The following is a 12,784-nucleotide window of genomic DNA, read 5'->3' on the forward strand; positions in this document are numbered from 1 at the left end:
AAGGCAGACCCGCCATCAGCCTAAGGCGAGCCCGCTTCCCGGTTCGCGCATGAATGCAGAATGCGCACCGTTTTATTCTTCCACCACTTGCACCGACAGCGTCGCCGACACTTTGGGGTGCAACTTCACGGGAACTTTGGTCACACCCAATGCGCGAATCGGCTCATCGAGCAGAATCTTTTTCTTGTCAATTTGCAATTGATGTTGCTGTTTCAGCGCTTGGCTGATTTGTTTGGAGGTAATGGAACCGAACACCCGACCACCTTGCCCGGTCTTGGTGGACAATTTCACCGTCAACGAGTCAATGCGCTGTCCCAATGCTTGCGCTTCTTTCAATTCCGCTTCTTTGCGTTTCTCTTCTAAGCGCTTTTGCTCTTTCAATGTGTTCATGTTACCATCAGTGGCAGGAATCGCCAATTTCCTTGGAATCAGAAAATTACGCGCGTAACCTTCGGAAACTTCTTTGACTTCCCCTTTTTTGCCTGTGCCTTTCACATCTTGTTGTAAAATGACTTTCATTTCTCCGGCCCTCCATCCAAATTCTCTTGCAACACTTGCATCAGGCGCGACTTGGCCTCGCCCAATGAACCGTTTTTCAATTGGCAAGCAGCGTTGGTCAAATGCCCTCCGCCCCCCAATTGTTCCATGATGACTTGAACATTGATTTCCCCTTGCGATCTCGCACTGATCGAGATCAATCCATCACCACGGCGGCCTATCACAAATGAGGCGCGGATGCCTTGCATATTCAACAAGGTGTCGGCCGCTTGCGCTATCAGCAACTGATCATACTCCGTCGTTTCGTCACCCATGGCGACAGCGATGTCCCCACGCACGACTTCTGTGGACTTGATAATTTCCGCCCGTTTGACGTACTGGTTCAAATCCTCTTTCAACAATGATTGCACCATCATAAGATCAGCACCATGCCTGCGTAAGAAAGATGCCGCCTCAAAGGTGCGTGAACCAGCCCGGAAGGCGAAATTCTTCGTATCTACCACAATCCCGGCCAATAAGGCCGTCGCTTCCAACGTATCCATGGACAACCGCTGATCTTGATATTGCAACAGCTCCGTCACCAATTCACTAGTGGAAGAGGCATAAGGCTCTAGATACACCAGCACCGGATCTTTCACAAAATCCTCGCCGCGGCGATGGTGGTCAATCACCACGATTTTGCGGGCCCGCTCCAACAAGCGAGCATCCATCGCTAACGACGGCTTGTGCGTATCGACCAAGATGAGAAGCGTATCCGGATCATCCACCAAGGACAGCGCCCGCTCGGGTTGGATCAACATCTCCCCCAATTGCGGGTGGCTACGCACAGCGGCCAGCAACCGTTCAATCGAAGCGTTCTCTTCGTCAAGCACAATATGCGCTTCACAATCATGAATCATAGCAAACTTGACAACGCCGATGGCTGCCCCCAACGCATCCATGTCCGGCTGCGTATGGCCCATGACAATCACGCGCTTGCTGTCTTGAATCAAATTGCTCATCGCGTGGGAGATCACTCGGGCGCGTACCCGCGTCCGTTTCTCAACCGCGTTAGTCTTGCCGCCAAAGAAAACAGTCTCTTCACCTTGTTTCACGGCAGCTTGATCCCCACCGCGAGCCAACGCGATATCTAATGCCGCCTGGGCGTTTTGCGTCCTTTCGACCAAGGTGTCCCCGACGCTTGCGATTCCAATGCTTAAGGTGATCGGAATCTTATTCTTCCTGGTCATCTCCCTGACCACGTCCAAAATTTCAAAACGGGATTTCATCAGCCGCTCCAGTGATTGTTGCGCCGCTACAAAAAACATTTTATCTGTATCAAGCCGTTTGAGGGTGATGTCATATTCCAATGCCCACTTGGAAATCGTCCCCGCCACATTGGACAGCAACAATGTGGCCTCTTGATCAGTCAAGCCTTGTCCGGCCTCATCAAAGTTATCCAGATGGATGAACCCGAAAATCGCGCGTTCGTTGTGTAGCTTTTGCCGCAAGCTCTCCAGCCGCGTGATGTCCCTAAAAAAATACACTCTCTCTTCGCGCTGATGGGTTACTTCATAGACGCGCCCTTCCAATTCAACCGTGCAAGGAACCGCCTCCTGTGCTTCTTTCAATTGCGGAAACACATCAACAACCGGCTCCCCAATCATTCGTTCACATTTGTCCACCATGCCTGCAATGAACGGATTGTGCCACTCAATTCGACCAGAACGGTCATACAGCAAGATGCCGACTGGCATCTCATCCATCGCCGTTTGCCCTGCATTTTTGACTCGATGGTTTAGCGTCAACACATATTCAGTGAAATCATGGCGAAAAGCCCGTTCCGCCTTGTACAAAACCCAGGCCAGCACGACAAAAAGTACAAGGCCCACCAAGCCATAAGCCCATTCGTATATGGAAAGCAATGCGATTAAGACCAGGCTAAAACACATGGCAAATATCATATGGTACCCATGCCATCTTTGTATAACAAACTTTGGCATCATTCTATCCCCTCAAACTGTCGACCCTGCATTTCATCTCACTCTTATTTTACCCCAGTTATAGGATAGAGCAACTCCCGCCCCTGCTGATCACACAGCCAAAACTTGGATTTCCGCCAACGTATCGGATCTCACTTTTTGGCCAGGCGTCCCCGCAAGTCAATTCCCGTATCAATGAACCCCAACAACATAAACAGCGGAGAAAGCGGAACGGCCAACACCAGCGCGAGTGCATGGCTCCCCCAGCCGACCCGACCGCGACGGCGTTGCAAAAGAAACAGCACAAACGAGCAACCCTGCAACACCATCAGGATTTGCATCAAATACAAGAATCCCAGAAGCCAATCACCACTCACTTCGTTATCTGGCTGCACAAGCGATGCGATCATCAGCAAGAGGTACGCGGTAAAAAAAATCCGGGGCAAGCGCCATTCATAAAACGGCGGCAAAGATTTCCGGGGAAATCCCGCACGATGCAGCAAGCGGGAAGCCACTAAAAACGTTGCAACCACCGACGGGACGATGAGCATAAACAGCAGGATCGGAAAAGCGACTGACAAAGACAACCCTGCATCTTGCAAAACAATCCCCTTTTCCCCCATCAGGCGCACCGTTTCCGCCCATTGCTGATCCCAAACCGTGGTCAACTGCGAATACAACCGGAAACCGACTTGGCCCACCAACAGGATGATCCAAGAACTAACCAACCCAGCCACCAAGCCGCCCAACACTACATCCGTCCCTGTCGCATCTTCCTTGCGAACCAAATGCCCCATGACGCTACCAGTCAACCAAGCGAACAGGAACAAACAAATAAAAAGGGGAACCGGATAAAAGAGAAGCCAAACAATCAACATGCCGAACGGAATCAGGGTTGCCGACCAAGGCCGCTTAGCCTTAAGCAGGAGGAATGGAAGGGGAAGAAGCCAAAGCGCAACAAACTGAAGAACAGGGATAAATAAAGAAACGAGAAGGAAGAGAAACCCTCCGCAAGCGAGAAGGCCATCCTTCCATCCCCCTTTAGACTGTTGAGACAAACCACTTGTCACCTCTTATTCACGTATTCTTCCAAAGAAGACAAATCACCGTACCATTGTTCCAATTGATGCCCTTCATGGATATGCTCGCGTAATTTTTGAATTACTGCCTGATCCAGTTCGCGAAACGAAAAACCCATCCGTCTCGCCATGACATACACCGAAATAACCAAACTGGACAAACTATCTATCATCATATGCTGATTGGCATGAAAAATTCCCCGAAATAGGTTGGCAATCTGATCAAGGATTTCGGTTTTTAACCATTCGATCACTTTCACGCTCTTAGCGAATTGCACTCCCCGTTCAGGCCGACTCATATGGTTGCACTCCTTCAAATGTAAACAAGTTTAGGAGATGCTTCCACATTCGTCCAACTTTTTCCTTCTTTTACATACGAAAAACAGGGGCGACGCACACCCCTGTTTGCCGATCAATCGTTGCTATATGGTAACAGAGCCATTTGACGTGCTCTTTTGATTGCACGGGTCAATTGGCGTTGGTACTTGGAGCTGGTACCCGTTACGCGACGCGGCAGAATTTTACCGCGCTCACTGATAAACTTGCGCAACAAGTCGGTGTCTTTGTAATCGATATAATCGATTTTGTTGACTGTGAAGTAGCAGACCTTGCGGCGCTTGTTTCCACGACGACGAGCCATGAGCAATTGCCTCCTTCCTTATTTAGCAAGTGGTTTACATGTCAGAAAGGCAGATCATCATCAGAGATGTCAATGGGCTGGCCATCATCAGCAAAGGGATCATCCATCGGTTTGCGGCCAACGTTTTTGTTGTTTCCTCCACCGTAGGAGTTGCCGCCAAATGAACCTCCGCCGAAATCGGAAACCGACTCGCTTCGGTTTTTCGGCTCCAAGAAACGGACGTCTTCCGCCACCACATCCGTGGTGTACACCGTGCGCCCTTCTTGGTTTTCATACTTGCCCGTCTGCAAACGGCCATCGACTCCAACCAAAGAGCCTTTTCGCAGGTAGTTGGCACAATTCTCAGCCAGTCCACGCCACGTGACGATGTTGATAAAGTCAGCTTCTCGTTCCCCTTGCTGGTTCGTGTAATTCCGGTTCACCGCGATGGAAAAGCGTGTGATCGCCACTCCGCTGGCTGTGTAACGCAACTCCGGATCACGGGTGAGCCGTCCGACTAAGATGACCCGATTTAACATTGATCCCCTCTCCCTTGCTAATGATCAACCTTCATCTATATCAATCGATCTTATTTTTCGTCGATGTTGATGATCAGGTGACGCAAAATGTTGTCATTAATGCGGATCACGTGATCAAGTTCGTCAACAACGCGCGCTTCGCCTTTGAATGTGTACACGGTGTACACACCTTCACGATGTTTATTGATCTCGTAAGCGAGACGGCGTTTGCCCATTTCGTCGACGTTGGTGATTTCACCGCCGTTTTCCGTAATGGTCGCTTGTACCTTATCACGGGTCACTTTTACGGTTTCCTCATCCACATCTGGACGTACGATGAACATGATTTCGTAGTTATGCATCCTCTACACCTCCTTTTGGACTTAAACGGCCCTGCTATGCGCCGCAGAGCAAGGAGTAATACGTTTGATACGTAGTACGATTAGTAATTGTAACAGAAAACGGAGAAGAAATCAATGAACCTTCCCAGCAAAAAACAGGTAAGGCGAAGAACTTGGGAAGTGGCAAAATGATTGTAGCTACTTCCGCTTCTACACGTTAAAGCGGAACGTCATGATGTCCCCATCTTTGACGACATAATCTTTCCCTTCCAAACGCAATAATCCCTTCTCGCGGGCAACCGCTTGGGACCCACAGGCGATCAGGTCTTCATACGCTGTAACCTCTGCGCGGATAAAGCCGCGTTCAAAGTCGGTGTGGATCACTGCGGCCGCTTGCGGTGCTTTGGTGCCCTCGCGAATGGTCCAAGCCCGTACTTCTTTCTCACCAGCGGTAAAATACGTAATTAAGCCGAGCAACTTGTAGGCAGCCGAGATCAAACGATCCAAGCCTGACTGCTCCAAGCCGAGCTCTTCTAAAAACATAGCGCGCTCTTCGCCTTCTAGCTCGGCGATTTCCGCTTCCACTTGGGCGCTGATCGGTACCACTTCCGCTCCTTCAGCGGCAGCGATTTCCTTCACTATCTGCACATAGGGATTTTCGTCGGGATTGGCGATATCCTGTTCACTCACATTGGCCGCATAGAGGACATTTTTCATCGTCAAAAGGTTCAGGCTCTTAATCAATTTGCGTTCTTCTTCATCCAACTCTACCATACGCGCCGGTTTCCCTTCGGCCAGAACCTGTTGCAACCGCTCCAGGATGGCATGCTCTTGCGCCGCCACTTTGTCCCCGCTCTTTTTCTGCTTTTTCACACGTTCCAACCGTTTTTCAACAGTTTCCAAGTCCGCCAGCACCAACTCTAAGCTGATGGTTTCTATATCCGCAGCCGGGTCCACTTTGCCCGCCACATGGGTGATGTTTTCATCTTCAAAGCAACGAACCACATGAATAATGGCGTCCACTTCACGGATGTGGGAGAGAAATTTGTTACCCAGCCCTTCCCCTCGGCTCGCCCCTTTTACCAGACCGGCGATGTCCACAAATTGAAAAGATGTGGGAACAGTCCGTTGCGGTTTGATTAATTCCGCCAACCGATCCAACCGTGGATCCGGCACATCGACAACCCCCACATTCGGGTCAATCGTGCAAAACGGGTAGTTGGCAGACTCCGCTCCTGCTTGGGTGATCGCATTAAACAGCGTGGATTTTCCTACGTTAGGTAAACCGACAATTCCAGTAGCTAACGCCATCTTTTGGCTCCTCCTCTAACGTCCGATTCTCACCGAACACCGTACTGATATTCGAATCCTTGTCCATTATAGCGAAAAGTGGGGCCGAGTGCCATCAGCGGGAAAACAGATGAATTGGCCAAGCGGATCATCACCTCGTGTACTCCGAACAAAAAAAGCGGCCTCTTTATTCATGAGGCCGCTCATCCTTATTCTTTTGCATCCTGTTCGCCCGCAGGCACCAATACGCGCTTCAATCTCTTTTCAAACCGGCTCCGCGGCAACAAGACGCTATGGTCGCATCCTGTGCATTTCATGCGGATATCGGCTCCCATACGAATGATTTTCCATGCGTTCGTTCCGCAAGGATGCGCCTTTTTCATTTCAACGACATCGCCAAGACCAAATTGCTTCATTTGCAATTCAGATCACTCTCTTTTCTGTGAATGCTACAATTATAGAAAGCCTCTGGTCAAAATTCAACCAGCTTGTATTTGATTCTTTCCCGCTATTAACTGCCGCAACTCCTGTTACACGACCAGACTGATATTTTCTATTATATGCTGTTTTTTAGAGACTGTTGGCTACACTGTTTGGTTCACTCTCCGATCTATTTTAATAATCTAGCAACCTATGTATATTTTCCCTCTCAAATCCGTATACTGTTACAGAATTGATTCTCGGAGGGTTGTCCATGAACGAATATGCCTCTGTCCGCCAAGCGCATAAAGCAACCTATCCTTTTCGGATTGAACATACACATCCTATGGCAGATGAGGAGTTTGCAAATCATCTGGCGTTTGCTTGCCGCTCTTTCGCCCCTTATCATGACATCGTTTGCGTCTGCGTCGGCACCGACCGTTCAACGGGTGATGCGCTGGGCCCTCTGGTTGGAAGTGCTTTGCGCAAAGATCCCCCACCCGGCCTGCTCATATACGGCACACTGGATGATCCGGTGCACGCACTCAATCTTGAAGAAACGTTAGAAAACATCTCATCCGCCCATCCCCATTCGCTGGTCATTGCCGTAGACGCTTGTCTTGGCCACTTTAAAAGCGTAGGCTCCATCCAGCTGGGTCTAGGGCCGTTAAAGCCTGGAGCCGGAGTAAACAAATCCTTGCCAGAAGTGGGAAACATCCATATCACCGGCATAGTCAACGTATCCGGATTCATGGAATATTTCGTCTTACAAAACACCCGGTTGAGCTTGGTCATGAACATGGCCGAAATCATCTCTACTTCCATTAAAAAAGCCTGCTTAAAGATGCCCACACTCTCGGCGTAATCCAAACGCTTGGTCAATAAACGCAGGCCGCCTGCTTATAGCAGACGGCCTTGGTTTCGTACACTGAATCATGACAGATAACACTGAATCTCAGCAATGGCCTTTAAAAACGATTCCATCTCGGCTGGGGTGTTGAAATAGCCGGGGCTCACCCGGATAGCCCCCGCCTCCGTGCCTAAGCTGCGATGCTTCAAAGCAGCGCAATGAAACCCAGCCCGGACAGCGATATCATAATGTTGGTCCAAGATCATCGCTACCTCTTGACCATCCAAACCATCTAGATTGAAAGAGAAAAGCGGCAACGAAGGCATTTCTTCAGTGGATAGCTGCACTCCATTCAGCCGTTTCAGTCCTTCCCACAACAAACGGGTCAGCTCCATTTCATGCTGATGAATGCACTCCACACCCGTCCGCAACACAAAATCCACGCCCGCCCCCAATCCGGCAAGACCGGGCGTGTTGAGTGTGCCGCTCTCAAAGCCGCTTGGCCAGTCTAGCGGTTGTTCCAGCTCCTCTGAGCGGCTCCCGGTTCCTCCGAACAAAAGCGGATATATGGAAACTCCTTCTGCCACATACAGCCCACCTGTGCCTTGTGGCCCATACAAACCTTTATGCCCTGGAAAAGCGAGCATATCAATGGGCCATTCATCAAGCCGATACGGCAGCAAGCCCGCCGTCTGCGAAGCATCCACCAAGTACAGGATCCCCTTGCTTCGAGCATACTGACCGATCTCCACAACCGGCATCACTTCTCCAGTCACATTGGAACCATGGGTAGTGATGATCATTTTTGTTTGTGGTGATACCGCCTGTTGGATTGCCGTGAGCCAATCTCCTGATGCAGAAGGTTCCACCACGCTGACCCGAACTCCTTTCGTCTGGGCGAGCGCGGTAACCGGGCGGGCAACAGCATTATGTTCCCATCCAGAAATAATCACATGGTCTTCCGACGAGAGCGTTCCTTGAATCGCTTGGTTAATGGCATGAGTCGCATGAAAACAAAAGAGAAAACGATTGGGGTCCTTCACGCCAAACAGACGTGCCAGTTTGGCTCTGGTTTTCGCGATGGTCTGCTCCGCCCTGCGCGCCAATTGGTGGCCTCCGCGTCCGGGATTGGCCCCATAGTCCGAAATAGCAGTCTTCGCCGCTTCCGCTACCTCTGGAGGTTTGGGCCAGGTCGAAGCCGCATTGTCCAAATAAATCACTTTCCTCTTCCCCCTGTTTATTCAATCACCCGCTCGCCATTTAACATTTCGATCAAGCGTTCCAACTCCCGTTCGGAGTAATATTCAATTTCGATTTTCCCTTTTTTCCGCCCATGTTTAATGCGTACTGGGGTGCTAAACACTTGTTGCAACACATCTTCATACCGCTTGATGAATGGATCGGCAGTTTTCTTTTTGCGCTCTTCCTTTTTGGGCATCACTTCATTTAACTTTTGCACCCATTCTTCCAACTGCCGAACACTGGGCTTCTCTTTGATCACTTTTTCCGCTAGCCGTTTCAGCATATCCCGATCTTTTACCCCCAGCAGGGTACGAGCATGTCCCATCGATAATGTTCCACGTGAAACATACTCTTGCACCTCCGCCGGCAATTGCAACAACCGCAAGAAATTGGCCACATGCGGACGGCTTTTTCCAACTCGTTCTGCCAGCTCCTCTTGCGTAATCCCCAAATGATTCATCAGTTTCTGATAGGCGAAGGCAACTTCGATTGGATTCAAATCTTCCCGCTGTATGTTTTCCACCAGCGCAATTTCCATCATCTGCTCATCAGTAAAATCTCTTACGACAATGGGAACAGTCTGCAATGCAGCCAGCTTAGCCGCGCGAAAACGACGCTCCCCAGCCACGATTTCATAACCCCGAATGCTCTTGCGGACAACCAAGGGTTGTACAATCCCATGTTGCTTAATCGATTCCATCAATTCCTGCAACGCTGCATCGTCAAAGTTCTTACGAGGTTGATACGGATTGGGGCGCAGCTCAGTGATCTCCGCCTCCGTCACCACATCTTCCTCATTCACGTCAACTTGCGAAAACAAGGCATCCAATCCTCGGCCCAGACGTTTACTCATTCTGCATCACCACTTCTCTCGCCAATTCATTGTAACATTCTGCCCCTCGCGAACGCGCATCATAGACGATAATCGGTTGCCCATGGCTGGGCGCCTCGCTCAATCGGATGTTGCGCGGAATCACTGTGTTGTACACTTTCGTCTGGAAGTATTTTTTCACTTCTTCCATCACCTGCGAAGACAGGTTGGTTCGGGCGTCATACATGGTCAGCAAAACACCTTCAATCTCCAACCCTTTGTTCAAATGCTTTTGCACAATGCGAATGGTATTAAGGAGTTGTCCCAACCCCTCCAACGCATAAAACTCACATTGAATCGGAATCAACACCGATTGGGCGGCACTCAGCGCATTCAGGGTGATAATCCCCAGTGAAGGGGGACAATCGATGAAGATGTAATCAAAACGGTGTTTCACGGTTTGTAAGGCGTTTTTCAATCGCTTCTCCCGCGAAATAACTTGCGACAGTTCAATTTCCACCCCGGCCAATTGAATCGTGGCCGGAATCAAAAAAAGATTTTCCAACAAAGTCGGCAGGATCGATTGCTCCGCTGGTGCTTCATCAATTAACACATCATAGATGCAGTGCTTGACATCCCCTTTGTTTATGCCCAGCCCACTTGTTGTGTTCCCTTGGGGGTCAATATCTACAATCAACACTTTTCTCCCTAGTGCCGCAATCGCTGCAGCCAAGTTCACTGACGTGGTTGTTTTGTAGGGTAGACAGACAGCGCCAGTTCCCTTATCCCAGATAAGGGCCGGTTTCTATCAGCCCCCCTCCGAACCGGACGTACACCTTTCGATGTATCCGGCTCTCCAGTTGTCCCTAAGCCGTTCTTCATATATAAGAGAACACTGACTGAGTGGTTCGTTAAAATAAGAGATCCACCCCATCTCCCCCTTTACCGCAAGAGTTTGTTTGCTCCCCGACTTGCGCGAACCGTATTTGCGCAACACTTGTTTTACCGATATCTTCTCTTTGCTGGCGATGGTTTTAAGCAGACTGCCATAGTGATAATAACGGAACTTGCCCAACTTGGCCCTTACATCTGCCGCATAGCGGTACGTTTGATATAATTCCTTCATCTCCCCGGCGTACAAGCTCACCAACTCCGGGACACTGAGGTGGAGCCGTCCTGGATGACGCACCGGCTTTCCTTCGCGGCGGAAAGGACGCGTAAGCTCTTGAATAGACACATGTGGCACCAAGGGAGTAAGTCGCCCTGGTTCTCTGCAATCCGGCGCAAGTTCATATGGGCCAAACCGCACCCGGTGCTTGTCTTGCACATGAACCAGCGTCAACGGCGTGAACGATTCAAACCCAAGTTCATTTTCCAGACAATCATGCAGGTGATCGCGAAGTGTTTGGGCCATCCGTTTCGATCCTTTGACACCTACAAACAAATATCGGTTCCATCGGATATAATGCATGTCTATTGGAGATGATGCTACTTGAACATATCGCCGCATGCACCGATCCAGCGCATGGAACAGCAACTGGCAAGGAAACAACAACCTTTCCTCATCGGCATGAACGACGATCGGTTCAGTGCGCTCGGTCATCTGCCAGCGATCGGCATTCAACATACGCCGAACCAGCTCCAACAACCGCCCATCCTCCAGCCGCTCCCGTAACAACTCCAGCAATAAAGCCTGTTGGTTTGGATTCCAATGAACAGGAAGTGCCCCTCCTACCAACCAATCCACGCCAATCGCTTCACGTATGGCCCGCAAAGCGCCTTCTATGGTAGGCATCGGGTAGACACCATGCGAACCATGCCAAAAATGCGGTTCAAAGATTGCGGAAATAAGTTGAATAACTGCCCCGCGCAACAAACGATCTTCCCATTTGGGCTGTCGCCCTGGCTCGTCCACCTTGCCAAAGTCATCGGGGGCAAATCGGTAGGTCTCCGTTCTCAATTGATGAATCATTTTTTCTATCATCGCTATGTAAGCCTGTCCGTGCGGTGCCAAATCAGCCTCCGTACCGGATGTTTCCTGCACCTGCGTAAGCGCATATCGATAGAAATCGGGATTAAACAAATTGCGGTAAAGTCGACGAAAGCGAAAGTGCGGCTGTTCCTTCGCTTTTTGGCTTAGCAATGATAGGATGACCTCGGCTCTCTGCATTACGCATACCTCCGGCACACTATCATTTGGACAACCTGCCCCCCTTCGCCACGTAGCAGGCTTTCCCTACCTCAGACTACTATGGGGGCTCCGTCACCATAGTGAAAACAGTGGGCTCTTCTTTAGACCCAGCCTCACCTTAGGTGATCTCCGTTTAGAACGATGAGTACAAGGGAGTGACTTAGGTTCCCGTTCGTCTCCTTTACGTATCGTCGATACGCCGAGGAAAGTTAGAGAGTGCCGAAGAGCGCGGGCAATGCTCCCGACAAACTTTCCTGTGCGCTTGCCCCTCTGGGCTGGCGCACCCCGGATGGTTAAGGCAAGGAAACTGGGTTTCAAGCAGTCTAGCCTTGACCATATCACTCCTTGGTCTTGCGCATCCACTTGACATCAGCCATGCAAGCCTTGCGCGTTACTGACAGGCGATGTTCCCTGATCGGTGTTTCCCCCTCAGGTAAGTCAGTCGACCATCGGGATCTCTCTCTAATCCCGAGCTTCCTTTGAAGCGATACTCACCGCCCCTTACGGACGCACGCCCACGCCTCCTTTTTGATTGGCAATTGCAATGATTTTGCCCATTGTTCCACCTCTTCTCCCAAACATCCGCTGGCATGTTCGAGGATTCATCGCCCCGCTCCATGAACTGGGGCTTTCCTGCCTATCGTTGTAGCGAGATTGGAGTAAAGCAAAGGTGCCGCATGCCGCTATTCCCCATCCCTAAACCGTTCAAGCTCTCCATTCTCAGGCCGTCCTGTTTCCTCATGAAACTTCAGCCTATTAAGCAGAAGGGGATGGCCAAACACCTTATCCCGGAAACAAACCAACCCTTTCCATTCAAGGCGTTTCAACCCATTTCCAGGCAAGCGACGCCGCTTCCATTCCATGCCGTTCTTCTCTTCATGCGGGGCGAAACCGGGATCGAGTTCCCTTTTCCCGCTTACAACGACGTTTCAAAGCTCTTGTAAAGAAAAAGAGGCGACCGCCT

At 50.3% G+C, this 12,784-nt stretch carries 17 protein-coding genes; 1 reads left to right on the forward strand and 16 read right to left on the reverse strand.

Features of this window, described 5'->3' with window-relative positions:
- Positions 1-72: 72 nt before the first annotated feature.
- The 10 genes from rplI to EDC32_RS09960 form a co-directional block, all read right to left on the reverse strand.
- Positions 73-519, reverse strand: a complete 447-nt coding sequence (gene rplI, locus EDC32_RS09920) for a 50S ribosomal protein L9 (protein WP_022737305.1) — start codon at positions 517-519, stop codon at positions 73-75.
- Positions 516-2,480, reverse strand: a complete 1,965-nt coding sequence (locus tag EDC32_RS09925) for a DHH family phosphoesterase (RefSeq protein WP_132221834.1) — start codon at positions 2,478-2,480, stop codon at positions 516-518. Before EDC32_RS09925 ends, rplI begins: the two co-directional genes overlap by 4 nt.
- 131 nt (positions 2,481-2,611) lie before the next feature.
- Complete coding sequence (locus EDC32_RS09930; protein ID WP_158283324.1) at positions 2,612-3,517, reverse strand: DUF2232 domain-containing protein; 906 nt, start codon at positions 3,515-3,517, stop codon at positions 2,612-2,614.
- 8 nt (positions 3,518-3,525) lie between these two features.
- The gene (locus EDC32_RS09935; RefSeq protein WP_022737302.1) at positions 3,526-3,837 is read right to left on the reverse strand and encodes a MazG-like family protein; all 312 of its coding nucleotides are present in this window, start codon (positions 3,835-3,837) and stop codon (positions 3,526-3,528) included.
- 113 nt (positions 3,838-3,950) lie between these two features.
- On the reverse strand, positions 3,951-4,178 hold the full coding sequence (gene rpsR, locus EDC32_RS09940; protein ID WP_132221838.1) for a 30S ribosomal protein S18: 228 nt from the start codon (positions 4,176-4,178) through the stop codon (positions 3,951-3,953).
- A gap of 41 nt (positions 4,179-4,219) precedes the next feature.
- Positions 4,220-4,696, reverse strand: a complete 477-nt coding sequence (gene ssb / locus EDC32_RS09945; RefSeq protein WP_022737300.1) for a single-stranded DNA-binding protein — start codon at positions 4,694-4,696, stop codon at positions 4,220-4,222.
- 50 nt (positions 4,697-4,746) lie between these two features.
- A complete protein-coding gene (gene rpsF / locus EDC32_RS09950) occupies positions 4,747-5,037 on the reverse strand; it encodes a 30S ribosomal protein S6 (protein ID WP_132221840.1) in 291 nt (96 codons plus the stop codon).
- A 189-nt stretch (positions 5,038-5,226) separates the two neighbouring features.
- Positions 5,227-6,327 carry a redox-regulated ATPase YchF gene (ychF, locus tag EDC32_RS09955; protein ID WP_022737298.1) on the reverse strand — a complete coding sequence of 367 codons (1,101 nt, stop codon included), beginning with the start codon at positions 6,325-6,327 and terminating at the stop codon, positions 5,227-5,229.
- A 29-nt stretch (positions 6,328-6,356) separates the two neighbouring features.
- On the reverse strand, positions 6,357-6,479 hold the full coding sequence (locus tag EDC32_RS16745; RefSeq protein ID WP_259436048.1) for a hypothetical protein: 123 nt from the start codon (positions 6,477-6,479) through the stop codon (positions 6,357-6,359).
- 36 nt (positions 6,480-6,515) lie between these two features.
- A complete protein-coding gene (locus EDC32_RS09960) occupies positions 6,516-6,728 on the reverse strand; it encodes a DUF951 domain-containing protein (RefSeq protein ID WP_022737297.1) in 213 nt (70 codons plus the stop codon).
- A gap of 272 nt (positions 6,729-7,000) precedes the next feature.
- Between EDC32_RS09960 and yyaC the strand changes: the two genes are divergently transcribed.
- On the forward strand, positions 7,001-7,591 hold the full coding sequence (gene yyaC / locus EDC32_RS09965; protein WP_132221842.1) for a spore protease YyaC: 591 nt from the start codon (positions 7,001-7,003) through the stop codon (positions 7,589-7,591).
- 68 nt (positions 7,592-7,659) lie between these two features.
- Here the strand turns inward: yyaC and EDC32_RS09970 are convergent, their stop codons facing one another.
- The 6 genes from EDC32_RS09970 to EDC32_RS09990 all read right to left on the reverse strand — a co-directional run bounded on the left by EDC32_RS09970 (position 7,660) and on the right by EDC32_RS09990 (position 12,683).
- Positions 7,660-8,796, reverse strand: a complete 1,137-nt coding sequence (locus EDC32_RS09970; RefSeq protein WP_132221844.1) for an aminotransferase class V-fold PLP-dependent enzyme — start codon at positions 8,794-8,796, stop codon at positions 7,660-7,662.
- 17 nt (positions 8,797-8,813) lie between these two features.
- On the reverse strand, positions 8,814-9,671 hold the full coding sequence (locus EDC32_RS09975) for a ParB/RepB/Spo0J family partition protein (protein WP_132221846.1): 858 nt from the start codon (positions 9,669-9,671) through the stop codon (positions 8,814-8,816).
- Positions 9,664-10,422 carry a ParA family protein gene (locus EDC32_RS09980; protein ID WP_132221848.1) on the reverse strand — a complete coding sequence of 253 codons (759 nt, stop codon included), beginning with the start codon at positions 10,420-10,422 and terminating at the stop codon, positions 9,664-9,666. Before EDC32_RS09980 ends, EDC32_RS09975 begins: the two co-directional genes overlap by 8 nt.
- A 15-nt stretch (positions 10,423-10,437) precedes the next feature.
- The gene (locus EDC32_RS09985) at positions 10,438-11,799 is read right to left on the reverse strand and encodes a reverse transcriptase family protein (protein WP_132221850.1); all 1,362 of its coding nucleotides are present in this window, start codon (positions 11,797-11,799) and stop codon (positions 10,438-10,440) included.
- A gap of 522 nt (positions 11,800-12,321) precedes the next feature.
- Positions 12,322-12,426 (reverse strand): AAA family ATPase, encoded by a 105-nt coding sequence (locus tag EDC32_RS16655; protein WP_246026907.1) that lies wholly within the window; start codon positions 12,424-12,426, stop codon positions 12,322-12,324.
- 77 nt (positions 12,427-12,503) lie between these two features.
- Positions 12,504-12,683, reverse strand: coding sequence for a hypothetical protein (locus EDC32_RS09990; RefSeq protein WP_132221852.1), 180 nt, complete (start codon positions 12,681-12,683; stop codon positions 12,504-12,506).
- Positions 12,684-12,784 lie beyond the last annotated feature (101 nt).

Source organism: Laceyella sacchari, from assembly GCF_004343255.1.
Lineage (GTDB): Bacteria > Bacillota > Bacilli > Thermoactinomycetales > Thermoactinomycetaceae > Laceyella > Laceyella sacchari.

Excerpts from the sequence above, each read along its gene's own strand:
- rplI (WP_022737305.1), bottom strand. The coding sequence starts at position 519 with ATGAAAGTCATTTTACAACAAGATGTGAAAGGCACAGGCAAAAAAGGG.
- EDC32_RS09925 (WP_132221834.1), bottom strand. The coding sequence starts at position 2,480 with ATGCCAAAGTTTGTTATACAAAGATGGCATGGGTACCATATGATATTT.
- EDC32_RS09935 (WP_022737302.1), bottom strand. The coding sequence starts at position 3,837 with ATGAGTCGGCCTGAACGGGGAGTGCAATTCGCTAAGAGCGTGAAAGTG.
- rpsR (WP_132221838.1), bottom strand. The coding sequence starts at position 4,178 with ATGGCTCGTCGTCGTGGAAACAAGCGCCGCAAGGTCTGCTACTTCACA.
- ssb (WP_022737300.1), bottom strand. The coding sequence starts at position 4,696 with ATGTTAAATCGGGTCATCTTAGTCGGACGGCTCACCCGTGATCCGGAG.
- rpsF (WP_132221840.1), bottom strand. The coding sequence starts at position 5,037 with ATGCATAACTACGAAATCATGTTCATCGTACGTCCAGATGTGGATGAG.
- ychF (WP_022737298.1), bottom strand. The coding sequence starts at position 6,327 with ATGGCGTTAGCTACTGGAATTGTCGGTTTACCTAACGTAGGAAAATCC.
- yyaC (WP_132221842.1), top strand. The coding sequence starts at position 7,001 with ATGAACGAATATGCCTCTGTCCGCCAAGCGCATAAAGCAACCTATCCT.
- EDC32_RS09975 (WP_132221846.1), bottom strand. The coding sequence starts at position 9,671 with ATGAGTAAACGTCTGGGCCGAGGATTGGATGCCTTGTTTTCGCAAGTT.
- EDC32_RS09985 (WP_132221850.1), bottom strand. The coding sequence starts at position 11,799 with ATGCAGAGAGCCGAGGTCATCCTATCATTGCTAAGCCAAAAAGCGAAG.
- EDC32_RS16655 (WP_246026907.1), bottom strand. The coding sequence starts at position 12,426 with ATGAATCCTCGAACATGCCAGCGGATGTTTGGGAGAAGAGGTGGAACA.
- EDC32_RS09990 (WP_132221852.1), bottom strand. The coding sequence starts at position 12,683 with ATGGAATGGAAGCGGCGTCGCTTGCCTGGAAATGGGTTGAAACGCCTT.